The sequence below is a fragment of the Limnothrix sp. PR1529 genome (assembly GCF_002742025.1).
GTDB lineage: Bacteria > Cyanobacteriota > Cyanobacteriia > CACIAM-69d > CACIAM-69d > CACIAM-69d.
The window spans coordinates 1-25084 of the sequence record NZ_LIRO01000048.1 but is presented as its reverse complement, the minus strand read 5'-3'; the positions used below and the strand labels follow the sequence as shown (position 1 = coordinate 25084).

Annotated in this window: 19 protein-coding genes; 5 read left to right on the top strand and 14 right to left on the bottom strand. The window is 56.4% G+C overall.

Annotation, left to right across the window (positions count from 1 at the left end; genetic code table 11):
* The 7 genes from AMR42_RS07800 to AMR42_RS07770 form a co-directional block, all read right to left on the bottom strand.
* Window positions 1-577 (bottom strand): translation initiation factor IF-2 N-terminal domain-containing protein (locus AMR42_RS07800; protein ID WP_199858119.1); only part of this gene is annotated, 577 nt, incomplete at its 3' end.
* Between the two features lie 109 nt (window positions 578-686).
* On the bottom strand, window positions 687-980 hold the full coding sequence (locus AMR42_RS07795) for a YlxR family protein (protein WP_099532894.1): 294 nt from the start codon (window positions 978-980) through the stop codon (window positions 687-689).
* Window positions 981-984: 4 nt separating this feature from the next.
* Entirely contained in the window at window positions 985-2514 is a 1530-nt protein-coding gene (gene nusA, locus AMR42_RS07790) for a transcription termination factor NusA (RefSeq protein ID WP_099532893.1), read from the bottom strand.
* Window positions 2515-2630: 116 nt separating this feature from the next.
* Window positions 2631-3095 (bottom strand): ribosome maturation factor RimP, encoded by a 465-nt coding sequence (gene rimP / locus AMR42_RS07785; protein ID WP_099532892.1) that lies wholly within the window; start codon window positions 3093-3095, stop codon window positions 2631-2633.
* 687 nt (window positions 3096-3782) lie between these two features.
* Complete coding sequence (locus tag AMR42_RS07780; protein ID WP_099532891.1) at window positions 3783-5357, bottom strand: anthranilate synthase component I; 1575 nt, start codon at window positions 5355-5357, stop codon at window positions 3783-3785.
* A 383-nt stretch (window positions 5358-5740) separates the two neighbouring features.
* Complete coding sequence (locus AMR42_RS07775) at window positions 5741-6649, bottom strand: XDD3 family exosortase-dependent surface protein (RefSeq protein WP_099532890.1); 909 nt, start codon at window positions 6647-6649, stop codon at window positions 5741-5743.
* A gap of 443 nt (window positions 6650-7092) precedes the next feature.
* Window positions 7093-7992: an XDD3 family exosortase-dependent surface protein gene (locus AMR42_RS07770; RefSeq protein ID WP_099532889.1), complete on the bottom strand. Its 900-nt coding sequence runs from the start codon at window positions 7990-7992 to the stop codon at window positions 7093-7095.
* 671 nt (window positions 7993-8663) lie between these two features.
* Here AMR42_RS07770 and csaB point away from each other — a divergent pair.
* The gene (csaB, locus tag AMR42_RS07765; protein ID WP_099532888.1) at window positions 8664-9782 is read left to right on the top strand and encodes a polysaccharide pyruvyl transferase CsaB; all 1119 of its coding nucleotides are present in this window, start codon (window positions 8664-8666) and stop codon (window positions 9780-9782) included.
* Between the two features lie 96 nt (window positions 9783-9878).
* On the opposite strand, the gene AMR42_RS07760 is transcribed toward csaB, so the two are convergent.
* Window positions 9879-11549, bottom strand: coding sequence for a diguanylate cyclase (locus AMR42_RS07760; protein ID WP_099532887.1), 1671 nt, complete (start codon window positions 11547-11549; stop codon window positions 9879-9881).
* Window positions 11550-11991: 442 nt separating this feature from the next.
* On the bottom strand, window positions 11992-12357 hold the full coding sequence (locus AMR42_RS07755; protein WP_099532886.1) for a phage holin family protein: 366 nt from the start codon (window positions 12355-12357) through the stop codon (window positions 11992-11994).
* 3 nt (window positions 12358-12360) lie between these two features.
* Here AMR42_RS07755 and AMR42_RS20315 point away from each other — a divergent pair, with 3 nt between their 5' ends.
* From AMR42_RS20315 to AMR42_RS07745, 3 genes are read left to right on the top strand one after another with little or no spacing between them, the layout of a single operon-like run.
* Complete coding sequence (locus AMR42_RS20315; RefSeq protein WP_158234398.1) at window positions 12361-12510, top strand: hypothetical protein; 150 nt, start codon at window positions 12361-12363, stop codon at window positions 12508-12510.
* A gap of 41 nt (window positions 12511-12551) precedes the next feature.
* Window positions 12552-13196 (top strand): pentapeptide repeat-containing protein, encoded by a 645-nt coding sequence (locus AMR42_RS07750; RefSeq protein ID WP_099532885.1) that lies wholly within the window; start codon window positions 12552-12554, stop codon window positions 13194-13196.
* 60 nt (window positions 13197-13256) lie between these two features.
* Window positions 13257-14462, top strand: coding sequence for a 5-(carboxyamino)imidazole ribonucleotide synthase (locus tag AMR42_RS07745; protein WP_099532884.1), 1206 nt, complete (start codon window positions 13257-13259; stop codon window positions 14460-14462).
* A 9-nt stretch (window positions 14463-14471) separates the two neighbouring features.
* On the opposite strand, the gene uvrB is transcribed toward AMR42_RS07745, so the two are convergent.
* Window positions 14472-16475, bottom strand: a complete 2004-nt coding sequence (gene uvrB / locus AMR42_RS07740; RefSeq protein WP_099532883.1) for an excinuclease ABC subunit UvrB — start codon at window positions 16473-16475, stop codon at window positions 14472-14474.
* Between the two features lie 469 nt (window positions 16476-16944).
* Between uvrB and AMR42_RS07735 the strand changes: the two genes are divergently transcribed.
* Window positions 16945-17427, top strand: a complete 483-nt coding sequence (locus AMR42_RS07735) for a hypothetical protein (RefSeq protein WP_099532882.1) — start codon at window positions 16945-16947, stop codon at window positions 17425-17427.
* A gap of 270 nt (window positions 17428-17697) precedes the next feature.
* Here the strand turns inward: AMR42_RS07735 and gyrA are convergent, their stop codons facing one another.
* From gyrA to AMR42_RS07710, 4 genes are all read right to left on the bottom strand, one after another.
* The gene (gene gyrA / locus AMR42_RS07730) at window positions 17698-20319 is read right to left on the bottom strand and encodes a DNA topoisomerase (ATP-hydrolyzing) subunit A (protein ID WP_099532881.1); all 2622 of its coding nucleotides are present in this window, start codon (window positions 20317-20319) and stop codon (window positions 17698-17700) included.
* A 374-nt stretch (window positions 20320-20693) separates the two neighbouring features.
* Complete coding sequence (locus AMR42_RS07725) at window positions 20694-22271, bottom strand: M10 family metallopeptidase (protein WP_143472980.1); 1578 nt, start codon at window positions 22269-22271, stop codon at window positions 20694-20696.
* A 1127-nt stretch (window positions 22272-23398) separates the two neighbouring features.
* On the bottom strand, window positions 23399-24466 hold the full coding sequence (locus AMR42_RS07715; RefSeq protein WP_099532878.1) for a HEAT repeat domain-containing protein: 1068 nt from the start codon (window positions 24464-24466) through the stop codon (window positions 23399-23401).
* Between the two features lie 159 nt (window positions 24467-24625).
* Window positions 24626-25030, bottom strand: a complete 405-nt coding sequence (locus AMR42_RS07710; protein WP_368670728.1) for a L,D-transpeptidase — start codon at window positions 25028-25030, stop codon at window positions 24626-24628.
* Window positions 25031-25084: the final 54 nt, after the last annotated feature.

Genomic DNA, 25084 nt, shown 5'->3' with positions numbered 1-25084 from the left:
GTTCAGCCGGGGCCAGGTCAACCGAGGCCGCGGGGGGCGCTACGGGCGAATCGGACGGCTGGGCGGGGACATTCACAGGAGCAACGATTTCGGGCTTGACCGCCTCAGACTTAGCTGCCTCAGACTTAGCCGCTTCGGGGCGAGCGGGTTCGGCCCGCTTGGGCGAAACGAGTTTCGGGGGTGCAGGACGGTTGACGGGGGGCGTGGCTTCGGGGGCTGCTCCTTCGGTGTTGGGGCGTAGCTTTGGTTTGCGAATCTCGAGAATTTGCTGCTTTTTTTGCATAGCCGGTGCTGAATCGCGCCCTTCTGTGGGCGTATCGGAGGGGGACAAATCAGGAGGGTTGGAGGAGGCTGGATTCACCGAGGGTGCAGAGGATTGGCCAGGACTGGAGGGCGCAGGACGATTCGCAAACTGTTGACGAGCGGCTGCGCGGATTTGAGCGGCTTCAGATTCGGTGATGGTGCTGCTGTGGCTTTTGAAGGGAATGTTTAGTTGCTCGCAGATCACCAAGATCTCGCGATTTTCCAGATGTAGTTCTCTCGCTAAATCGTAAATTCTCACGCGGCCTGTGCTCATCCAGTTTCCTCGAATCCTATTGCGTCACGACATCATAGCCCACCGTCATTTGAAACATTTCGATCGAGCCGTCTAGTCCCTTCCTATTATGACGTGCGATGGGGGCGGTTCACTCTGGTGGGGTTGGATTTCCCAGAGAGTCCGGGTTGGGAACCGGGGCGGTTAGCCGTTGCCAAAGCAGGTCATAGAGGGGGTCGGGGACAGGGGCCTTGAGCGATCGCCCGATTCGATCCTTGCGCTGGGCTGCTCGTAGGCAGTCTGCACAGGGGCAAAGATAGGCCGATCGCCCCATGCCTTGGTCGAGTTGCACCGAACCGGAGTGGGCCACCCGCACGATGCGCCAAAACTCCGATCGATGGGCCACCCGACGACAAATCAAACAACGGCGATAGTTGGGCGGCAAGGGATCAATTGGCCTCCTGATCCAGCGCCTCGCTATCCGGATCGTCGCCGTCGAAGTCCTCGTCTGCGGAGTCGTTCTCGGCTAGATCATCAGGGTCTGAATCATCGCTGTCTTGATCATCTTCCTCTTGATCATCGTCGTCAGCATCCGCCGCCGAGTCTAGGGGAGCCTGCTCTTGGTCGTCCTCAAGATCATCGCCATCAAACTCATCATCTGTTTCATCGTCTGCGGCTGCCGATGGGTCAATCTCCCCAGGGCTGAACTCAGCGTCCTCGTCTGCAAAGTCGTCGGTTTCCGGTTCCTCGTCTGCAAAGTCATCGGCCGCTTCGGCCGCTGCCAGGGCAAGGGCTGCCTCCCGTTCCGCCAGATAGCTGGCCATCTTGGCATCTTCTTCGTCGCGATCGTACTTAGCCACATCGCGAATATCGATTTTCCAGCCCGTGAGTCGAGCGGCCAGGCGCACATTTTGCCCCTCTTTCCCGATCGCCAAACTGAGCTGATCATCACCCACCAGCACATGGGCTTGGCGCTCCTCGGGATTCATCAGACGCACTTCCACCACCCGGGCCGGGCTGAGGGCGTTGGCGATGTAGGTAGCCGGATCCGGAGACCAGCGAATCACATCGATTTTTTCGCCCCGCAGTTCGTTCACAACCACCTGAATTCGCGACCCCCGGGCCCCGATGCAAGCCCCCACAGGATCCACATCGCGCTCCACCGTGTCAACGGCAATCTTGGTGCGCGGGCCCACATGGCGCGAGGGCGGGTTGGCTTCCCGGGCCACGGCCACAATTCGCACAATGTCATCTTCAATTTCCGGCACTTCGTTGGCGAACAGGTAAACCACCAACCCCGCGTCGGCCCGGGAAACCAAGAGTTGTGGCCCCCGCTGGGATCCTTCGCAAACTTTCTTGAGGTAGACCTTGATGGTTCCGTTGGCGCGGTAGGTGTCGTTGGGCAACTGTTCCCGTTTGGGCAGTTCCGCTTCCACTTCCGGTTGGCTGTAGCCGCTGGTGACGGCCACAATGACCGATTGGCGCTCGAACCGCAGGATGCGCCCTTGGAGCACCGTGCTTTCTAGTTCTTGGAATTCCTCTTGGATCAGCTTGCGCTGCTGGTCGCGCAGCTTTTGGGCCAGCACTTGCTTGGTTTGGATGGCGGCCATGCGCCCAAAGTCATCCCGATCGGGGGTGACATCTAAAATCACCGTGTCGCCCAGTTGGGCTTCGGCGGCCACTTCTTGCACATCGCTGAGGGCAATTTCGTGGTCTGGGTCGGCCACTTCTTCCACAATGCTCTTGGTGGCCAAAACCCGGAAGCCTTCTTCTTCCGTGTCCAATTCCACGTCGAAGTTGTCGAAGTAGGTTTCGTCAAAGATATTGCGCACATCCAAGCTTTGGGTGCGGCGATAACGCTCATAGCCCTTGAGCAGGGCCTCACGCAGGGCGGCTTCAACGGCGGTTTTCGGCAAGTTGCGTTCGCGGCTGATGCCGTCGATCATTTCTTGCAGGCCGGTTAGGCGAACCATGGACATGGGTGTGGGGTTCCTAAAGATTCGTAAAGGTGAATGGGGAGTGGTGAAGCATTCGGCGCGATCGCGGGTGTGGGGATGGGCAATGGGGCGATCGCGCAGGATGGCCGGCCGCTGAGCTACTCGGCTCCGTCGGCCAGGCGCACCCGTTCCACCAAATCGCGCGGAATGCTGATCACTCGGCCTTTTTGGTTGATGCGCAGGGTTTCCGCGTCGCGATCGAGCAAGCTGCCCTGCCAAAGGGATTTGCCCTTGTGTGGCTCGCGGGTGGTGACGGTAACTTCAAACCCCTTGAAGGAGGTGAACTCCCGATCGGTCTCCAAAAACTCCGACAGGCCAGGGCTAGACACTTCCAGCACGTAGGCTCCGGGGATGGCATCCGCCTCATCGAGCACCGGCTCCAAGGCCCGGCTCAACCGTTCGCAGTCATCCAGACTGGTATCGGCGATCGGGTTGCGGAGTTCGAGGCGCAAAACAGGGGGGCTTTCATTGGTGTGGAAGGTTGCCCCCACGATCTCCAGTCCCAAATCGGTGGCGATCGGGGTGGCAAGTTCCAAAATGCGGGGAATTGCGGGATGAGCCATGAAACCAAACGATAGAGCGGGCAATGGCCCCCAACCGCGTGATCAGTGATCCGGCCCGAAGGGAAACAGGGCCGATCGCGCTTGCGGATCTGTCCCCAGAATCGTGCCTAAGAATCGTGCCTAAGTAACGACGCTCTGAGATGAATCCGGCAAGATCACCGTTGGAGAAATTGCCCTTGAGTGAGGGCATGGGGCGTGGTCAGACAGAGCGCAAAGCAATCAAAGTGCAAAGCAATGCTGATCACGACCCACGGAGGGAGCTGATCCCCATTGGGCCATAAAAAAAGCCGGTTCACTGTACCGACTTGCAACGCGCCAATTGACCTTTCCTTGCCGCTGGCCGGGAAAGGCTGGTGGGCAAAGGCTGGAGGCGATGGGTCTAGACACCCGCACAGCAGCCGCAACCAAACGCAATGGAGGTTGAGATGCTGCTGTGGTGGGGCCTGGGGCCCAAGCGTTTGCGGTTGCCGCACTGTTGCCCAAAGCCCGAAGCGGAAAGCCAAGGCTCAAAGCCGGGGACTTGGGGAATAGCTAGGCAGCGCTTGCCTCAGTCTATCACGGAAGAATTTGGGTCTAAAACTCCGCCCTGTTGAGGCCTGCTAAATTCGCCCAACGGGATTGGCTGAACGGGATTGACTGAACGGGATTTGGAACTAAACCCAGTGAGCCTGCATGATTTAGCCTGCATTAATTTGAGTAATTGGGCTGATTGGGATCAGGGAACGGGAACGGCTCGGCCCGGCCAGCCCCATCCAACCCCAACACCCGTCGCAGCGCTGCCAATTGGGCATGGGCCTTCGAGAGCGATTCCCACCACTCCCGATCGGGGTCGGAGTCGGCCACAATCCCCGCGCCCACCTGGCCCCAAACCAGTCGATCGCCCAATTGCGAATCCCCCGATCGCGCCGTGCGGGGAATCAACAGCGTCCGAATCAGAATATTCAAATCCAAATTACCGCCTGCGTCCAGGTAACCACAGGAGCCATAGAACAGACTGCGGCGCACCGGCTCCAGGGCTTCAATGATCTCCATGCAGCGCACCTTCGGACAACCGGTGATCGTGCCGCCGGGGAAGGTGGCCCGAATCAGGTCGATCGCCGTGCGATCGGGCGCAAGTTGTCCCACCACGTTGCTCACCAAGTGCATCACGTGGCTGTAGCGCTCCACGGTCAAGAACTCATCCACCTGCACACTGCCCCAATCGCAAACCCGCCCCAGATCATTGCGCTCCAAGTCTACCAACATGGCATGTTCAGCCCGCTCCTTGGGGTGATTCAGCAATTCCACCTCGTTGGCCAAATCGGCGGGGCGATCAATCCCTCGGGGGCGGGTTCCCGCGATCGGGCGAGTGCTGGCCTGGCGATCGCGCAACTGCACCAACCGTTCCGGCGAACAGCTCACCACCTCGCCCCAAGGGGTTTGCCAGTAGCTGGCGAAGGGAGAGGGATTAATCTGGCGCAGGGCCTGATAAAGCGTCCAACCGCTTGCGGGGCAAGGAACCGAAAACCGCAGGGACAAATTAGCCTGGAAAATGTCCCCCGCGCGGATGTGCTCTTGGGCTTGGCGAACGGCGGCGGTATAGGCGGCTTGGTCGCTGGTGAATTGAGGAGTGAGGGTGCTGGTTGGTTCGATCGCCCTCGACGATTCCGCCAGTGGGGGCGCTGTGGCAGCTTTGTCTAGCTGGGCCACGAGCCGATCGAGATCCGCCGCCACCGTTGCCGCCAGCCACAGCCGATCGCCCCCGTGATCCAACACCGCAAAGCAATCTGGCTCATACCAAAAGGCTACGGGAAACGGCAACTCATCCGATCGCAATTGGGGCAACTGCTCCACCTCCCAAGCCAGGTCATAGCCCAGCCACCCCAGCCAACCTCCCCGAAACGGCAACGCTGGCCCCGGTTCATCCTGGGAATCATTCAGCCGCTCCGCCGCCCCGCCTTCCGCCAGTCGATCGCCCAACATGGGCAAAATGTCCCCCACTGCCGGAGTCCAAACCCGTCCCGATCGGGGACGACCCGCACAGATCGAATAGCGAGCCAACTCCTGGGCCGCCGCACACCACTGCTCCGGCGCAGGGGGACTTTCCAACAAAACGGCAATTTCCCCCTGGGCCAGCTCTTCCGCAAACAGGGCCGCAAACACCGCCGCCCCCGAGCGATCGGCCAGCGGGAGCGATCGCCAGTGCCAGGGAGCCAACGGCCGGGCCGTTAATTTCGCCAAGCCAGAATTCACCGTTGCGATCACTGAAGCCGCCGAGTTCATCCAGTTGATACCTGTCGATTTTTGTGGAATCGCTCTATTTTGAAAGACTTTACCGATACTTTTCGGCAATTTTTTGGTTCGCCATTCCCCAGTTTCTGCGACTCTCTGCCCCGATCGCCCCAGAATCCGCCCCGATCGAACCCTCTTGGCCCAATCAAAAACGGAGGATTCCTCCAGGGAAACCCTCCGTTCTGAGTTGGTTAAGCTCACCGAATCAACTAATCCAAAGCTCCTGAATCTAAAGCTCCAACGTGCGACTCAGCCCCGTCAGCAGGCAAATCAGCAGGCAAGATTTAGCGATGGATTGGCTATGGATTCGCCATCAACAAACCGATGAACCGTTAAACGAACCGTTAAACCGTTTTTTGGTCAACAGACAACCTTTAGCCGACTTTCACCGTAGCCCGTTGCCGACGGCTGGCCACCGCAGCGCCCACAGCCGCCAAGCCCAACAGGGAAATCGGTTCCGGTGTGGATGCTTCCTTCTTCGGAGCCAAGTTGCCGCGCACAGCCATCCCGTCATTCAGGCATTCTGCGAAAACGTGGGCCACAAAGTCACCCACCATCCCTTCGCCCCGGGTGAACTTGAAGCCAAAGGTCTGGCGAGTTGCGCCACCCGCATCGCTTTGGGGCGGCGTTGCACCACCCAGCGCACCATTCAGGTTGAAGCCCAAAGCCGACAAAGCCGCGCCATCAAGAGCCTCAAATACTGACCCCACCACCTGTTGCCCTTGGGTAATCACACCCAAAGAAGCATCTTTGAAGTAGGTCTTGGCTTCCGCATCGGTCAGCTCACCCGCACCGGGCAAACCACCGCGATCGCTCACATGCTTCGACTGCTCGGCGTAGGAACCAAACCCTTGGTTGCTCAGACCAACGTTTTTGCCCGAAACGCCACTGTACAGACCCAAGGGCTTCACCGATGCATCATTGTTGCTGGCAAAGCGCACACCGAACAGGCTGCCCTGAGCGTTCAGCAGCGGGCTGCCGGTGAAGTTAAAGAACAGGTCTCCCCAGGCGATCGAACCGTTGGTGACTCCCCCGGTTGCCAGACCCGTCAGCGGCAGGCGGGCATCAATTCCCACATAGATGGTCTCGCCATCTTGCTTGATCCCCAGACCATACATTTCAAACAGGCCGCCGACGTTGCCGTTGCTCACGCCATCTTTAAAGGAGTCAATCCCATAATTCCAGCCGTTATAGACCGTGCCGGCATGGGCTGCTTGTAGTCCCACTCCGAAGGTGCAGAGGGTTGCAGTGGCAACGCCGGCAAAAATCTGCTGAATTTTCATGGTCTCTAACGCTCCCAAAAGACGTTGTAGTGGAATGAAGTACGGCTAATCATCCTGCTCAACTGAATGTTGAGGCCGCTTTTCGCTTGCTGGATGTTTAACATCGGATGTGTTCGTTAGGCTTATTAAAGTCATAACTTCCGGAAAGAATTTTAAAGATTCTGTAAATTCGACTTTTACTTAATGAAGCTTCGATGAAAAATTAGTTTAGTTATCTGATATTTTTCCAATCTCCCATGGGATCGGAATTTTAATGATTTTTCAAGAATGCAAAGTCCTTAGCTCAAAATAACTGGGGCGATGAGCTGGCTCTTGGGAAACTGCCGCTCGATCGCCCCGAGTTGATGGATTGCTGGATTTTGTCGGGCATGGCTCAGGCTCAAACTAAGCCAAGGTTGCCAATATCAGCCCATTAGATTGGCCCTTTCGACCAGTCAGTTAAATTAACCAACCTTGGCCGCATGGTAGCGACGAGTGGCCACCGCAGCGCCCACAGCCGCCAGACCCAACAGGGAAATGGGTTCCGGCGTGGGTTCCGGCTTCGGAGCCAAGTTGCCCCGCACAGCCATCCCATCGTTTAAGCATTCTGCGAAGACGTGGGCCACAAAGTCACCCACCATTCCTTCGCCCCGGGTGAACTTAAAGCCAAAGGTTTGCCGTTTTGCGCCATTGGCATTGCTTTCCGGGGGCTTGGCACCGTTCAACGCGCCATTTAGGTTGAAGCCCAAGGCTGATAGGGTGGTGCTGTCGAGGGATTCAAACACCGATTCCACTACCTGTTGTCCTTTGCTGATCACGTTCAGCGATGCATCTTTGAAATAAACCTTGGCTTCTGCGTCGGTCAGTTCGCCCATGCCAGCGATGCCCTTGGCACCGGTCACGTATTTCGACTGATCCGCATAGGATGCAAACCCACGGTTTTGGCTGGCAACGTTCTTGCCGCTGACTTGGCTGTAGAGGCCCAAGGGCTTCACGGCTGAATCGTTGGTGCTGGCAAAGCGAACGCCGAACAGATTTCCTTGGGCATTCAGTAGCGGGTTGCCACTGAAGTTAAAGAACATGTCGCCCCAGGTGATGGACTTGTTGAGCGCGCCGTTATCGAGCTGGCCGGTAATGGGCAATCGGGCATCGATACCAACGTAGATGGTTTCGCCGTCTTGCTTAATCCCGAAGCCATACATTTCAAACAGTCCACCCAAAGAGCCGCTCACGCCGTCTTTGAAGGAATCAATGCCGTAATTCCAGTCGTTGTAAACTGTGCCTGCGTTGGCTGCTTGCAAACCAACGCCCAGGGTGCAAAGGGTGGCGGTTGCGATGCTGGCTAAAAGTTGTTGGGGTTTCATGGGGTCTCACTCCTAAGAAGCGGCTGATGAAACGGTGTCGATTTATTGAGATTGCACCCCGGTTACTGGCTGGGTAACTTTTTCATCAATCTAGTTTCATTAAAGAGGTATTTTCTTGGTTTGACGTTGAAGATTAAATGAATTGTGGCTGTCCTTGATGAAGCTGAGGTAAAAACTTACAAACCCTTGAAAAATAAGAAATTTAGCAATGTTACGCTCAATAGTTAAAGATTTGAAGAAGCAGTGTAAAAATGTAGCCTCTTCTGAAAAAGCGAGGGTTGGGATGATCCCAAAACAATTCGCTTAATGATGATGGATAGACTTTAAGGAGGCTTATTGAAATAAATTGCTGATATGGAGTGAATGAAACTATTGAGATGAATTATGAAAATCAATCAAGAACTCAGATCATTGCTCTGGCTAAGATCACTGCTCTAAATTGCAATGATCTTCCTAGAGTAATTTTAAGCTTTTAAGGGAAATTATTCTTGAAATGACTCGGAATTCTTATTGCATTATTCTGGCAAGTTGACGAGAGGGAAAATCGACTAGATTTCATTAAATTTAAATGGCTTTTGCCGGATGTGGAGACTGGAGATAGAAAAACTGTGGTTTTGTCTTGACGCTGGGGACTGAAATCTCGGTATTTTAAGCTCGATGCGATCGAAGGGATGGGGTCTGTGCAGCGAGTTGTGTTGTGTGGCTATTACGGTCAAGGGAATGGGGGCGATGAGGCCTTGTTGGCGACGCTGTTGCAATTGCTGCCGATCGGGGTGGAGCCGCTGGTGCTGTCGGGGAACCCTGCGGAAACCCGCGATCGCTATGGGGTGATGGCGGTGAATCGGATGGATCGATCGGCCCTGTGGGGTGCGTTGCGATCGAGTCAAGCCTTGGTTTGGGGCGGGGGCAGTCTGATGCAAGATGCCACCAGTTGGGCTAGTCCGCTCTATTACGCAGGGTTGATGGGGGCGGCGCGTCAGTGGGGACTGCGGCGGGTGGCTTGGGCCCAGGGAATTGGCCCGTTGCGGCGCGGGTGGGTGAAGGGCATTGCGCGATCGACCTTTCGGGCTTGCGATGGGGTGACGGTGCGCGATCGGGAGTCGGCCCAGTTGCTCAAAACCTGGCAAGTCAAGGGGTTTGAGCTGGCCCCGGATCCGGTTTGGGCCTTGGCCAGCGTGCCGGTTCCGGAGGTTGCGCCGGGCCCCAAGGTGGCGGTGGCCTTGCGATCGCACCCCAGCCTCACGCCCGATCGCCTGGAAAAATTAGCCGTGGCGCTCGATCGCTTCCAAAGCCAAACCGGTGCTCTGATTGTGTTTGTGCCCTTCCAGCCGATCGCCGATGGCGCAATTGCCCAACGCCTGGCCCAACATCTCGGGCCCGATCGATCGCGCATTGTTAGCTACAGCGATCCCCGACAACTGAAGGGCCTATTTCGGCAAATGAACCTGACGATCGGGATGCGGCTCCATGCCCTGATCATGGCGGTGGCGGAGGGGTCACGCTGTTGGGGTCTCAGCTATGACCCCAAGGTGCGGGTGTTGCTGGAGTCGGTGGGTGCGCCGGGGTGGACTCTCTGCGACGAGTCGATCGATGGCGTTGAAGTGAACAAGCAAGTTGGCGCAACACCGCCAGTGCCCCTTGCATCCTTGCCGACGAATCCCGAAGCGATCGCCGCTGCTTGGCTAACGGCCTATGAACAACCCAACCCGATCGCCCCGGCCCAGGTGGCGCAATTGTGCGATCGGGCCCAACTGCACGGGCTAATGTTGGCCCGTGTGCTGCGCGATTAGTTAATGTCTGAATAGTTAATTTGCAAGTTTTTGCAAGTTTCTTTGCAAGTTTTTGCTGAGTTGTTGGTTGGCAAGAAACTCGCCAGGAATGAGCCATTAACTGGCGCTGATTTCGAGTTCGCAAACGCCTGGACAAACCTCCTTACATCTGTCTGGATCGATCGCTTGGCCGATGCCTGGATCGATTTCGTTGCCCACTTCCTCGCAACCTTCGCAGACGGCCCGGGACAGGGCCGCAACCCGAAACTGATTGCGACCGGCATATTTTGCTTGATAGAGAGCTTGATCAGCCCAGCGCAATAGCTCATCTGGGGAACTGTCGGGCAAATGGGGCGAGGCGATCGCAAAACCCATGCTCAGGGTGATGTGCTCGCTGACGGAGGATTGGGCATGGGCCAGCGCTAACTGGGCGATCGCCTGCTGGATTGTGTGGGCGATCGCCTTGACCTGCTCCAAGTTGGTGTCTGAAAAAACGATCGCGAACTCCTCGCCCCCATAGCGGGCTACCAGGTTGGCTGATTCGGAGACCGCGTGGCTCAAGGCTCGGGCCACCTGCACCAAACATTCATCCCCCGCTTGGTGGCCATAGGCATCGTTATATTGCTTGAAGTGATCCACGTCGCACAGCCCTACGCCAATCAGGCAGCGATTTTGGGCTAGGCGTTGCCACTCGCGCAACAGGTAGTGATCAAAGCAGCGGCGGTTGGGGATTTGCGTCAGCCCATCCAGTTTGGCCAACACTTCCAGTTGCAGGTTGGCCCGTCGTAATTCCAATTCCGCTTTTTTGCGCTGAAGCAAAACCCCCATTTGGGCCGCCACGGCTCCCATGAGCTTAATTAGGCGACCATCGCAGGGCATGGCCACGCGGTGAAACAAACAGAGCACCGCCAAAATTTGCCCATTGGCAATGATCGGCACGCTCAAGTTGGTGCGCAGCCCCGCCCGCAGCACGAGTTCTTGTCGCACAAAAAAGGCATCTTGAATTTTGGTGGCATCCTCAATCCAGAGAGGGCGGCCCGTTTGCCACACACGACCCACCACGCCGCAATCGCGCTCAAAGACGAAGGATTGGCTCGCGTCATCAAATTCACTGAGGGCTAGGTCTGAGATGGCGTAGTGCGATCGCGTCATTGCCAGGTGGTTGCGGTTGGGGTCGGGCATCCAAATTTCGCCATAGTCCCACCCGATCGTGTGATAAACACAGTCCAAGACCGCATGAAACGCCCCTTCAATCTCCGTGGCTTCCGTAATCGCCTGGGTCAGGGCCAGCAAAAGCTGCATCTCCATCTCAACGCGATGGTAGTCCCGCATATCCCGCTGAAGCTGTTGGATTTGCGTTTTCAGTTCTGCCCGTTGCCGCTGAAGGATTAATTGTCGCTCTAGCCGAACGATCGCCTCATGCAAGTGGAGGGGACATTCCAAATAGTCCGCACCGCCCAGCCGAAAGAGCGCAATTCGCTGCTCTGGTTGGCTGACTTGCCCGATCGCCACCCAAGGACAGCCCAGATTTCCCAATCGTTGGAGTGCGGGGCCCCAAATTCCCGTGGTTAGGTTGGGCCAAAGGCCGGGCCCAATCACCAACAGATCCAAGGGTTGGAACTGGGGATGTTGCGAACCGCTGTGTAAGACGCTGGACAATGCCAAGTGTCCGGTCTGAAACCGCACCTGATAGCCCCGGTGCGTCAGGGTTTGGCACAGTTCCCGGAGTGGCTCCGGATGTTCATCAACAATCCAAATTGCCGCCGATAGCCCAGAACAAAACGACATTGGCTCATTACAACGGTGGGTTGAGGAAGGCAGGATCGGAAAATTGCCGCAAGATACGGGGAAAACTCAGCAGGGCCAAGCCGCCCCCTGAGTTCAAACAAAATCTCGAGAAACGAATGAAACGCCGAAAAAACCCTGAGCCAGCTCCAAGAAAATCTCGAGCCAACGCCGAGAATTTCCCGAGAAGATGCCAAAAATGCTGGGCTGAAGCGATGCGCCCGTTCACCGAAAAAGGGCGATCGCCCGGTGGATCTTCAAAGTAGCAATTAATCCCGATGAGTCACCCAACGACTTGATCCATCGGGATTAATGTTGGGATTGATCAGGAATCGACAAAAATCGATCCGCTGAAGTTCTAAGATAACCGGCTCGTTGGCTGTTGGGCCTTCAGGGTATGTCTGGAAAGCGCAATCTGAAGGACCCAACCTAATTGATGTCCGCTTTAGGATTCAGGTTCCAGACCCAAGATGCCAAAGAGGCTGTGCAAGCCGCTGGAGGCGATCGCGAGGACGATCGAACCAATCAGGGCGGGAATGAAGCCCTCGATCGCAAAACCAGTGGGGCTGAAATAGGCCACCAGCATTAGGCAAAAGGCATTAATCACCAAGGAAAAGAGGCCCAAGGACAGAATGTTCAGCGGCAAGGTGAACAAGAACAAAATGGGGCGCACGGTGGCGTTGATTAGCCCAAAAATCAGAGCGGCGATCGCGGCGGTGGTCCAGCCTGCCAAATGAATGCCGGGGACGAGTTGCGCCGTCAGGGCCAGGGCCAGGGCCGAAATGATCCAAGTGATGATGAAGCGTTGCATGATGTGAGTTCTAACTCCTCTGCGGTCTCCGGGGCGACCCTGAGCGAGGCCATGGCAGCACTGGCGGGGCGATCGGGGCCGGCCGTTTGTGCTTCCATCCTAGTGGCTTGGCTGGAGTTGGCGAGCGTTGGGATTGGTCGCAAAGACCGCTAATCTGATAGGGAGAATCCCGCCATAGGCAGGGCCTGGAAGCCATGATTGTTCAGAAGAAATTTTCGATCGGCCAGTTGATCGCCCAGTTGGTTCCCGTTGGGCTGCGTGCCAAAATCGGCACTGCCTCAGGTTCCTCAGCGACGATCCAACTGGACGGTCGGAGGCAATTGGGCGGGCGGGGTCTGGGCCTGTGGGCGGTGGTGTTGTTGATTGGGACGTGGGTGATAGGTTTAGCGATCGCCCCGTCAGCGGCCTGGGCCCAATTCAAGGAATATGCGCCGCCAGTGTCCTACAGCAATGCGGAATTGTCTGGGCAAGATTTTTCCAATCAACGGTTGCAATCGGCGGAATTTTCCAACGCCAACCTAACGGATGTGACCTTTGAAAATACGGAAATGCCCGGTGCATCCTTTAGTGGATCCTTCCTCAAAGACACGAATTTGCATGGAGCCGATTTAACCAATGCATTCATGGATTCCGTGAAGTTCATTGGCACCGATCTGAGCGATGCCATTTTGGTTGAGGCCATTTTGTTGGGATCCAGTTTTCAGGATGTGAACATTCAGGGGGCTGATTTTGAGCTGGCCATTCTGGATGGGGCACAGGTCAAACAGCTCTGCGCGATCGCCCGGGGGACGAATCCTCGCACGGGCATCGACACCAAAGAATCGCTCGGCTGTCCTTGAAGGTTCATCAACGGATTGCTGAAGCGTCGATCGAGATATGTTCCTTTGGGAGTAAGAAAAATGACCCTCGTAGAGGTTGCAGCGGCGGCGGAACCCATCCAGCGGCCGGTGCGAACAATTGGTGTGATTGGCGGTGGCCAATTGGCTTGGATGATGGCGGAAGCAGCCCCGAAATTGGGCTTGGCGTTGGTGGTGCAAACTCCGAAATTAGATGACCCGGCGGTGGCGCGGGTGGGATCGGCGGCAGTGGTGCAAGGGGCGGTTGGGGATGCTGCCGTGACGCGCCAATTGCTCGATCGGGTGGATTTGGTCACCTTTGAAAATGAGTTTGTGGATTTGGCGGCGTTGGGGGAATTGGCCCGATCGGGAGCCTGTTTTCGCCCCAGCCTCAAAAGCTTGGAACCCTTGCTGGATAAGTATGATCAGCGCTGTTTTTTGCAGCAAATTGGCTTGCCGGTTCCGGCCTTTGCGGCCATTACCGATCGGGCGCAGGCGATGCAAATTGATCGGTGGGAAAACGGTCAGCCCCTAACCTTTCCGGCCGTGCTGAAAACCCGTCGCCATGGCTATGACGGCCAAGGTACAAGGGTGGTGGCCGATCGGGCGGCATTGCTGGCGGTTGGGGATCAGTGGCAATGGCAGCCGCTGATTTTGGAAGCCTTTGTGCCCTTTGAGCGAGAATTGGCGGCGGTGGCGGCCCGATCGGCAACGGGTGAGGTGGCCATTTACCCGATCGTGGAAACCCAGCAGGTGAACCAGGTTTGTCGGCGGGTAATTGCGCCGGCCCCCATTCCGCCAACCGTGGCCACCCACTGCCAGGAAATCGCCCATCGCCTGTTGTCGCAAATTGGGGCGATCGGGATTTTTGGGATTGAGCTGTTTGTGACCGCCGAGGGTCAGGTGTCGGTGAATGAAGTGGCTCCCCGCACGCACAATTCCGGCCACTTCTCGATCGATGCCTGCCACACCTCCCAATTCGAGCAGCATTTGCGGGCTGTGGCGGGGTTGCCCCTTGGGCCGGTGGATTTGCACTGTGCCTGTGCGGCGATGGTGAATTTGTTGGGCTTTGAGGTGGCCACCAGTGACTATCAGGAGCAGCGCGATCGCTTGGCCGCGGTTCCCCGCAGCCGAGTGCATTGGTATGGCAAAACCAGCGCCACCCCGGGCCGCAAGCTTGGCCATGTGACCGTGTTGGCGGATAGCTTGGCGGAACTGCAACGGGCGATCGATCGCCTGGAATCAATTTGGTATGGATCCGACCATTAAGCCGCCCGCTTAATGCCGTTGTCCCAACAGTCGATCGCGCAAATGCTTGATTCGATCGCGATATTTGGCGGCCTCTTCAAACTCCAAATTTTTGGCCGCCTCCTTCATTTGGGCCTCCAACTTCTCAATCAACATCGGCACATCATCCAAGGACAAATCTGCCGCATGTTCGTAGGCTTGCTCCAAATCTTTGGCACTGAGCCGCCGGGACAAATCCAAGAATTCCAGAATTGAATTACCGGATTTCTTGATGATCGGTTGGGGCGTAATGCCGTGTTTTTGGTTGTAGGCAATTTGGATTTTGCGTCGCCGCTCCGTTTCGGAAATCGCCTTGTCCATACTGTCGGTCAGCCGATCGGCATAAAGAATCGCTTGACCTTGCACATGACGCGCCGCCCGGCCAATGGTTTGAATCAGCGATCGCTCGGCCCGCAAAAACCCTTCCTTGTCCGCATCCAAAATGGCCACTAGGGAAACTTCCGGCAAGTCCAATCCTTCCCGCAACAAATTCACCCCGATCAACACATCAAACTTGCCCGCTCGCAAAGCTTGCAAAATTTCAATGCGTTCGATCGACTGAATTTCCGAATGGAGATATTGCACCCGCACCTTGCGCTCTTGGAAATAATCCGCCAAATCCTCCGCCATCCGCTTGGTTAAGGTGGTGATCAGGGTGCGTTCTTGGCGATCGACCCGCTGGACAATTTCCGCCAACAAATCATCCACCTGTCCTTCCGTGGGACGCACAAAAATCTCCGGATCAATCACGCCCGTGGGCCGAATGACTTGCTCCACAATTTGCCCTTGGGAAATTTCCAACTCCCAATCTCCCGGCGTGGCCGAAACAAAGATGCATTGATTCACCTTGTTCCAAAATTCTTCGGCCTTGAGCGGGCGATTGTCGGCCGCACTGGGCAAGCGGAATCCATGATCAATCAGCACCTTTTTGCGAGCTTGGTCACCGTTATACATCCCCCTTAATTGGGGAACGGTCACATGGGACTCATCAACAATCAGCAACCAATCTTCCGGAAAATAATCAATTAAACATTCCGGAGGTTCGCCCGCTTGTCGTCCGGCCAAATGACGCGAATAGTTTTCTACGCCGTTGCAGTAGCCCACCTGCGCCAGCATTTCCAAATCGTATCGAGTGCGTTGGTCAATGCGTTGGGCTTCCAGGAGTTTTCCTTCCGCTTCTAAGGCGATTTTCTGCGCAGCCAATTCCCGAGCGATGGCTTGAATTGCCTCCTCCAGGCGATCTTCCGGGGTCACAAAGTGGCGAGCGGGATAAAGATTCACCGCCTCTAGGCTCTGCAAAATTTCCCCAGTTAAGGGATCCACATAGCGAATCGCTTCCACTTCATCGCCAAAGAACTCAATCCGAATAATTCGATCTTCATAGGCGGGGCCAATTTCCAACACATCGCCCTTGACGCGGAATTTTCCTCGGCCAATTTCCACATCATTGCGCTCGTACTGCACAGAGGCCAGATCTCGCAATGTTTGCCGCAAATTTAATTCATGACCCACCCGAAAGGGAATCGCCGCATTTAAATATTCCGTGGGGATTCCCAACCCATAAATGCAGCTAATGGAAGCAACCACAATCACGTCCCGTCGTTCAAAGAGCGATCGAGTGGCCGAGTGCCGCAACATATCAATTTCTTCGTTAATGGAAGCCGTTTTTTGAATGTAAGTATCGGTGACGGGAATATAGGCTTCCGGTTGGTAATAGTCGTAGTAGGAAATGAAATATTCAACGGCATTATTTGGGAAAAATTCCCGCAATTCGTTACACAACTGGGCTGCGAGGGTTTTGTTGTGGGCCAAAACCAGGGCCGGGCGATCGAGCTGGGCAATGGTGCTGGCGATGGTGAAGGTTTTGCCGGTGCCGGTGGCTCCCAACAGGGTTTGGTATCGCTGACCCGATCGCGCGGCTTCCACCAAACGGGCGATCGCCTTCGGTTGGTCACCCGTGGGTTCAAACGGTGCTTGCAGTTCAAAGGTGGTCATGGTTTGTCCTTCGCCAACAGGGGATCCGGCGCTAGTGTCTGGAGTTGGTGGGGAGATTTGAGAAGATGCTGAATCGTACGGTAGCTGCTGAATCCCATGAATGGCCATGGTTTTGCAGGGAGAGGGTGGTGCTTTGCTTTAAAGCTACTTATAAGAGCAATGATTTTTTTAATAATCTTTTTATAGCTCCGCTAAAATATAACTGTAGAGACAACGCAATCTACCCGCCCGAACGCGCTCGAATTGGCAGCGCGGCATTCCCGTATTGGGCCAGTTCGCGCCGTCCGTTCGCCAGCCCTGTCTCCCTTGCTCGATCGCCCCTGTCGATCGAAGCCACCGCGATCCACGCGCATTTGATAGGATGACCTGGGTTTGACAGTTCAATTTATAAAACTGGTTATCAAACTGGGCTTCGGCTCCTATCAGCCCCTTCCAACGGCACTAGTATCGGCATCTGAGGTACGTTTTCATGAGCAACCGCAACGTCACCGACACCAACAACCGCGCCCGCGACGATCGCGATGAAGTGCGCCTCGACGATCGCGACGATCGCGAGCAACGGGCCCTGCCTGCGGTTGTCCGCAAGCGCCCCCTCGCCCCCACCTATGGCAACCGTCCCGTCGGCGAAGATACTGTTAAGTTCATCGAAAGCGACCTGCCCAACAATCGCCCCGTTGAAGTCAGCCACCTGTCCTTGGTTCAAAGCAATCTACCGAAGCATCGCCCCGTGGAAACGAGCGGGCTGAAGGTGGTGGGCACGGTGGCCGCCTACGGTGCGCGCCCGGTGTCGGCCAGCAACTTGGAAGTGGTGGAAACCATCACTCTGTCGGGCCATCGTCCGGTGACGGCTAACACGCTGGACATTACGACCAGTGATTGGCTGCCCAGCAACCGGCCAATGGCTTCCAATGATTTGGGCGAAGATTCCAATCTGATGGGCTATCTCGACTAGGTTTGGGCCCGGGCGATCGCCCAGCCTGATGCGCCGGTTGGTGTTGGCTTTGATCAGTTTGTTGATCAAATTAATTAACCGGAGCGCCAGCTCAAACCTGTACGGTCAGCGTTTAGCCGTTAAGCCAAGGTTTGGCAAAGCGAAATGGGGGTGTGGTTTTCGGCCATACCCCCATTTTGTTGATGGGATTTGTTGATGAGATCGATGGGATCGATTGGGGATCAAGTTTGGCCTAGGTTGCCCTAGGCGCATTTGCCCAGCAGCAATTGCCTAGGAATTTTCGTCCGGTTGAGCAACTTGATCCTCAGAGTCGGTGTTGCTATCGAGGCTGTCGCCGCTGGTGTCTTCCGGCGGCACGAGGGCCACGGCGGCGATCGTGTCATCCACAATCCGCTGCACCATCACGCCCGTTGCCCCGCGCGATTGCACCGGAATTGCGTTCACGGACTGCCGGACGATCGTGGCACGCTTCGTGGCGATCGTGATTTCGTCGGAGTCATTCACCACCAACAGCCCCGCCAAAGAATCGTCAATGCCCTTGGCGGATTTGAACTTGGTGGCGATTTTGCCCTTGGTAGCCCGGTTGTAGAGCTTGAATTGTTCCACGGGGACGCGCTTGCCGTAACCCCGAGCGGTGATCACCAACACCCAGGGGCCGGGGCTGCTGGTTTCAGTGCTGTCGTCGCTGGTTTCCTCGATCGGCTCGTTGTCGTCGGCCGCATCATCGCCGGCCTGACCGACCCGCGAGGCGATCGCGGCGGGCAAAATATCAAGCGCCACCAGCTCATCACCACTGCGAAGGCTCATGGCTCGCACGCCCCGCGCCGTCCGCCCCAGGGGCCGCAGTTGATCCCGATCGGCTCGGAAGTGAATCGCCATACCCGATCGGGAGCCGATCAAAATACTGTCTTCCTCGCGGGTCAGGCGTACCCAGCGCAGTTGGTCGCCCTCTTCCAGGGAGATGGCGATCAGGCCGTTGGCGCGGATGTTGCCAAAGGCCGAGAGCACGGTTTTTTTGATGTAGCCCTGTTGGGTCAACATCACCAGGTACAGATCTTCCGAGAATTCCGAAACGGCGATCACCGAGGTGATTTTTTCGTCGTGGGGAATTGGCAGCAGTTGGACGATCGCCGTGCCTCGGGCGGCCCGGGAGCTGGCGGGAATTTGGTAGGCGCTGAGGGCATAGACCACGCCCCGATCGCTGAAGAACAAGACCCGATCGCGATCGCAGCAAGTCAGGAAATGCTGTACCTCGTCGTCATCCTTCATTTTCGCGCCGGTTTTGCCCCGGGTGGCGCGGTTTTGGGTCTCGAAGGTGCTGACGGGCATCCGCTTGATATAGCCCTGCTCCGTAATCACGATCGTGGCGCGATCATTGGCGATCAGGTCAATTTCTTCCAGTTGGGCGCTGTCGCGGGAAATGGTGGTGCGGCGCGGCGTGGCAAACCGAGCCTTCAGGTGGCTCACTTCCTCTTCAATGATCGTCAGCACCCGATCGCGCCGGGCCAGGATGTCTTGCAAATCGGTAATTTTGGCTTGCAATTCCTGGTGTTCTTGCTCGATCTTGTCCGCTTCCAAGGCCGTCAGACGGCGCAGTTGCATCTGCAAAATCGCGTCCGCTTGGGCTTCCGAGAGGCTGTAATCGCTCATTAGCCCCTGTTTGGCGGTGGGGGTGTCCGCCGCGTGGCGAATCAGGGCGATGATCGTGTCCATGTTGCTGAGGGCGATCAGGTAGCCTTGCAGGATGTGATCGCGCTCTTCGGCTTTCCGCAGTTCGTAGCGGGTGCGCCGTTCGATCGCCTCCACCCGGAAATCCAAAAAGACCTGCAAAAAGTCCTTCAGGGTCAGGGTGCGCGGCTCGCCGTTCACCAGCGCCAACATATTTGCGCCAAAGTTCGCTTGAATTGGCGTGTGCTTGTAGAGGTTGTTCAGCACCACCTGGGCCCGGGCATCGCGCTTCAGCTCAATCACGATCCGCATCCCGTCGCGATCGCTCTCGTCGCGAATGTCGGAGATGCCTTCTAATTTCTTGTCGTTCACCAACTCCGCGATCCGCTCAATCAGCGCCGCCTTGTTGGTTTGGTAGGGTAGCTCCGTGATGATGATCGCCTCGCGATCGGGTGCGCCGCGCCGCTCGATCGTCTCCACACTGGCCACACCGCGCATGGTGATCGAGCCACGCCCGGTTAAATAGGCTTCCCGAATCCCCGACGTACCAAAAATCTGTGCCCCCGTGGGGAAGTCCGGCCCCGGAATCCAACGGATCAGTTCCTGATTGGTAATTTCGGGATTCTGGATCAGGGCACAAAGACCATCGACCAGCTCACCCAAGTTGTGGGGCGGAATGTTGGTGGCCATACCGACCGCAATCCCGGAAGAACCATTCAGCAACAGTTGTGGTAGCCGCGCGGGCATCACCGTTGGTTCTTGCTGGGAACCATCGAAGTTGTCGATGAAATCAACGGTTTCCGCTTCAATGTCTTGCAGCAGCGACTCACTGGTCAGGGCTTGCAGCCGACATTCCGTGTACCGCATGGCGGCTGGCGGGTCGTTGTCGATCGAACCGAAGTTGCCGTGACCGTTAATCAACGGGTGGCGCATCGAAAAATCTTGGGCCATCCGCACCAGCGCGTCATAGACCGCCGTGTCGCCGTGGGGGTGATATTTCCCCAGCACTTCCCCCACCACCCGGGCGCATTTCCGGAAGGGGCGATCGGCCGCCAAACCCAACTCATGCATGGCATACAGAATCCGGCGGTGTACCGGCTTCAGACCGTCGCGGGCATCCGGCAGCGCCCGCCCCACGATCACGCTCATGGCGTATTCCAGGTACGATCGCGACATTTCCTGGCGTAGGTCGGTCGCGACAATCCGGTCTTCGGCAGTACTCATAGGTCTCTGGTGCAGAAAGTGCCTGAAAATTTATGGCCTAAAAACAAGTGCCTAAAAACGGCACGACCCCAAACGAAAGACCAAACGGGCGATCGGCCCGGCTTTCGTTCGGGATCAAATACACATCAAGGGCTAGTACACATCAAGGGCTAGCAAATCGTTCGCATCGTGGTGGCACAAAAGCCCCAAAGGACAGATCGACGGCAAGCCTCATTTAGAACGGCCTCGGTTGGGCGAAATTGCCGTGAAATCGAGATTTCAGCCTCCCATTTTACCACGGGCAGCCAGAGGAACTGTGGCATGGGCCCCGGGTCGGGATCGGATGGTGCTTGGCCAGTGCCGCAAGCGACTGCTCAGACATTCCCCTAGAGCGCTCAGGCTAGGTGAAAGTCAGCGATCGAGAGTGCGCCGGTGACGATCGCCAAAGTCTCATTGCTGCTGGCCACTTGCACCAACGTGTTCGTTCCCTGGGGTCGCAGGGCGATCGCGCTGGGGGTCAACCCATTGACCAGATAAATGCCATCAATGCCCGACTGAAAGTCCTGAATTGTGTCTTGGCCCATGCCCGTGCCCAACACGAATCGATCGGCTCCGTCGCCCCCAAACAACAGGTCATCCCCAAATTCACCAAACAGCACATCATCGCCCGCGTCCCCCTGGAGCCAGTCGGCATCGCGGCCGCCGTTGAGCTGGTCGTTGCCCAAACCGCCAATGAGGGTATCGAGGCCCGCGTTGCCCTGGAGTTGGTCATTGCCCGCCTCGCCGCTCAGCCAATCATCGTCTAACCCGCCCCAGAGGGTGTCTTGACCGAGGCCGCCGCTGAGGCTGTCGTTGCCCCCACGCCCCAAAATCACGTTGTCGGCATCGTTGCCAAGTACCTCGTCGGCTCCATCAGTGCCATTGAGATTTTCCAGGGTGACCCCAAAGGCGATCGACTTGCCCCGATCGAACATGGGATAGAGGGGTTGGTAGCTGGGATAAATATCAAAAAAGCGACCCTTGCGCCCCGCTTGGGTGGTTAACAAACCGCCGGGTTTCAAATCGAAATAGTAGCGATCGGAGGCTGGCAACGATCCCATTTCCAAGGTGTCAGTTCCGCCCCCATCCCAAATGGCTTCCACCCCTAAAAACGAAGTGGCATTCCAGGTGTACAAATCATTACCCGCTCGCCAACTGGTATTAGCCCCGTAGAGATATTGCAGGGACTGAATGTCGTAGTTCATCAGGGTGCGGGAGTTTTGGAAACTGCTAAAATCCCGCCCGTTGTAGGACATCACCGTGTTGTGGCGATGATCCAATTCTGGAGCCAAAACCGCCACATTGGAAGGCGCTTTACCGGGCACATCCCCCGCTTCGCTGCCATATTCCCGAGGATGTTTCAGCCCCATGGCATGGCCCAATTCATGAATTAAAGTGCCATAGCCAGCGCTGCCGGGCCCCTTCGTAAAAAAGTTGGGGTCAAACATTCCATTGGCCGACAAAAACACCTGTCCCCCATAGGCGCTTCCTGGAACATAGGCACAGGCCAAGGCATCGGGCAATTGCGGACTCTTGCCCAAGGTAACGCGCAGTGTTCCGCCCACTTCGTCCGGCACTTCTTGAAACTGAACCGGAATCACTTGGGAGTAGTTTTGCAACACTTGCCGCACGGCCTGTTTCACCGGCTCGGGAATTTCCGCCGGGTTGGTGATGGCTCCCTGGGCAACCGATGTCAAATTATTGACTGTGTTGGCATTGGGAAAACTGTAGGTAATCACCCCGCCAGGGGGCACATTCCACGATTGGGTGATTGTCGGATTATTAATACGCACCGTCAGCAAAGCATCAATGTTGTTGTTGCCGCTGAGGGGAATGGCTTTGGTGCTGGCAGCAGTGCGCCAACGGAGGGTGGAAACTTCCGGAGCGATCGCGCTGTTTTGGTCGATCCCGGCCGGGGACATCTGAAGAGCCATAGGAGTTCTGTCCAACGCTGATAGGTCAAAGAAAGGCAGCCACCCTGCATGACGGCTACGACGGTTTTCAGCACCAGACTTGAGAGGTCAACGATTTGTGAATGACCTTAATCGTCGTTGCGAAATGCAACTGGAATTCAAGAATTTGAATGCACCATGAGCACGCAAGACTTAACCGCGCGATCGGGCACAAAATGCAAAGTGATGCGAAGGCTATTCTTCGTTCCCAGCGAAGACAACCTGGCGATCAATGGAGGCTCAATGATGAGTGGCAATCAAGTCTCAATTGATTGGAGCGATCCCGGCAGACGTAAAACTGGTTGGGGCGTTGAAAGGAGTCACACCTGTGGTGGTTCTTCCCTCAGCATTCCCTCAGTGCGTTGTCCTGCAACGCTGTGCAGCGGAGGACAGGGTTGATCCTGTTGAGTCGGTTAAATGGATAGATTTGGATCGATGGATCTGGATGGATAGATCTAGATTGATAGACCCGAATCAATAGACCTAAATCGATAGATCCGAGCGATTGGATCATGCAGATCTTGTAAATCTGCCTTGGTTGTGACGAGTTAGCTCTGACGAATCTGATGAATTTTGAATTTGGGTCGATCGTTGTGGGCTGTTCTTCAGTGCTGTGAAGAAACTTATGCGCTCAATTAAGGCTAATCAAGTTGTTTGAATGAGCCAATGAAAGCGGTCTAACTAGAGCAGCCCCAAAAGACGTTAAGACTTTTTGTAGAGGACTTTTTGAGATCCTTACAATTAGTTTAAAGGATTCTGCACAAAATTGACAAGCTTGAATTTAAGTTACAACAACTTTTTTAATAATGGGCGAAGCAATGGATAAAGATGTGCAAAATGCGACATGAATGAACGCAATTTTAAGGCTTTCAGGCAATGCTGTGCGAAATCAAACATTCATTTCAAAACGATGTATGAAATAAAACACAGGGCAGAAGGAAAAACTTTCCGCCCTGTGAGTTCAGTTAGTTCTGGAATGAATCCGGATTTTCGGGAAATTCTTTACAATTGATTTCCCTATTTTTCAGTCCTCAGTTATTGAGGGGTTTGACCCATGAGGAGCGATCGCACTGAAGGGAAATCATGTGCTGGCTTCCGGATCGACAGACCTAGGGCTGTTTGGGGCCGCCGTTGGGAGGCAGCGGTGATTCTTCAATCGGTTGGGCGATCGGGGCTTGGCTTTTGAAGCGCTCCAACCCTTTGGCAGCCGCTCGCACCACGATCGGGGCCGCATCATGGAGGGCTTTTTCGAGGCAGCTCACCACTTCAGGGCTGTGGACGGCGCTGAGGGCCTCGATCGCGGCGGCACGCACGGTGGCATCGGGGCTGCTGGTGAAGGTCAACAGCTCGTTGATCAGTTTTTGGCCCTCGGCTCGCTGGCCGATCGCCCGAACCTTGGTGGCGAGTTGGGTCACTTGCTCGATCGGGCTGGGTTGATTGCTGGGCGCGATTGGGGCGATCGGCTCAGGAGTCGTGACCGGTTCAGTGACCGGCTCAGTGACCGATTCAGTGACTGGTTCCGCAGCTTGCTCCGTGATCGGTTCGGCCGCGGTTTCCGGTGTGGGTTCCGGGGCAGGCTCTGGCTCGGCGATCGGTTCGGCCACGGGTTCCGGTGTGGGTTCTGCAACGGGTTCCCCTGAGGCCGCCGTTGGCTCCGGTTCTGCAACTGGCTCTGGTGCGGGTTCCGGTGTAGGTTCCGGCGTGGGTTCTGCAACTGGCTCTGCAACGGGTTCCGCGACGGGTTCCGGCGTAGGCGTTGGCGCGGGCGCACCGGCTCCACCCCAAGGATCCGGGAGCTGGGCCGCCGGTTGACCGGTTGCCGCCGGGCGCGGAGCAGAGCGTGCAGGATCGGGAGTGGGCGGTGCGGCGGTGGGGGCGGTTTGTGCTTTCAGTTGGGCAATTTCCGTTTGCAGGGCTTGCAATTCCCGATCGAAGTTTTTGCGAGCCGTCTGCTTTTGCACCTCAAAATCTTGCTCCAGGGTTTGCCGTTGCCGATCGAGATATTGCTTTTGCTGGCGTTCCAGGTCGGCCACCCGCTGTTGCATCAAATACCAGGCGATCGCACCGCCGATCACGACACCCAAAATCAACCCGACAAAGATCATGACTTGGTTCTCGCTGCCAAACAGTTCGAGACCATTTAACCAAGGATTCTCGTCCGTAGGCTGATTAGCCAATCCCGATCGGGAGAATTAGGGCCTGTCGCGATTTCCTGGCATCCAGTGAAGGTAGTTGATCTGCCATACCCCAATCATCGTAACAAGGGGCTTCAGCCCCTTGTCCCTCGCGATCAATTCAGGGTGGAGTAGGGGTTTCAGGGGATTTGATGACAATCCCTAGGGGCGAATCACGATCGGGGTGCCCACGTCGGCCCAGTTGAACAGCCAGCGGGCATGATCCGGGGCCACGTTGGTGCAACCGTGGCTGACCGGCGTGCCAAAGCGCTGATGCCAGTAAGCCCCGTGAATCGCATAGCCCCGGTGGTAGTACATCACATGGGGAACATTGGGCACGTCGTAATCGGCCCCGCGCATTCGATCGATCGGGAGCTTGCGCTGAATTCGGAAAATTCCCGGCCAAGTTGGCGTGCCCGGTTTGCCCGTGGACACAATCACCGCATAAACGGGCTTATTCCCTTCCCAGGCGATCAATCGCTGATTGCTGAGGTGAATTTCAATCCAGCGCTCATCCGAAGCTCGCAACTCACACATGCGGGCCCGGTAGCGATCGCCCTCGTTCAGGCAGGGAGCCGCGCGATCGGGCGGGCGCGTTGGGGTGGGAGTCGGAGTTGGGGG

Coding starts and splice junctions, on each gene's coding strand:
- csaB (WP_099532888.1), top strand. CDS start 8,664: ATGGGGTCTGTGCAGCGAGTTGTGTTGTGTGGCTATTACGGTCAAGGG.
- AMR42_RS07750 (WP_099532885.1), top strand. CDS start 12,552: ATGATTGTTCAGAAGAAATTTTCGATCGGCCAGTTGATCGCCCAGTTG.
- AMR42_RS07770 (WP_099532889.1), bottom strand. CDS start 7,992: ATGAAACCCCAACAACTTTTAGCCAGCATCGCAACCGCCACCCTTTGC.
- AMR42_RS07745 (WP_099532884.1), top strand. CDS start 13,257: ATGACCCTCGTAGAGGTTGCAGCGGCGGCGGAACCCATCCAGCGGCCG.
- rimP (WP_099532892.1), bottom strand. CDS start 3,095: ATGGCTCATCCCGCAATTCCCCGCATTTTGGAACTTGCCACCCCGATC.
- nusA (WP_099532893.1), bottom strand. CDS start 2,514: ATGTCCATGGTTCGCCTAACCGGCCTGCAAGAAATGATCGACGGCATC.
- AMR42_RS07755 (WP_099532886.1), bottom strand. CDS start 12,357: ATGCAACGCTTCATCATCACTTGGATCATTTCGGCCCTGGCCCTGGCC.
- AMR42_RS07780 (WP_099532891.1), bottom strand. CDS start 5,357: ATGAACTCGGCGGCTTCAGTGATCGCAACGGTGAATTCTGGCTTGGCG.
- AMR42_RS07760 (WP_099532887.1), bottom strand. CDS start 11,549: ATGTCGTTTTGTTCTGGGCTATCGGCGGCAATTTGGATTGTTGATGAA.
- gyrA (WP_099532881.1), bottom strand. CDS start 20,319: ATGAGTACTGCCGAAGACCGGATTGTCGCGACCGACCTACGCCAGGAA.
- AMR42_RS07775 (WP_099532890.1), bottom strand. CDS start 6,649: ATGAAAATTCAGCAGATTTTTGCCGGCGTTGCCACTGCAACCCTCTGC.
- AMR42_RS07725 (WP_143472980.1), bottom strand. CDS start 22,271: ATGGCTCTTCAGATGTCCCCGGCCGGGATCGACCAAAACAGCGCGATC.
- uvrB (WP_099532883.1), bottom strand. CDS start 16,475: ATGACCACCTTTGAACTGCAAGCACCGTTTGAACCCACGGGTGACCAA.
- AMR42_RS07735 (WP_099532882.1), top strand. CDS start 16,945: ATGAGCAACCGCAACGTCACCGACACCAACAACCGCGCCCGCGACGAT.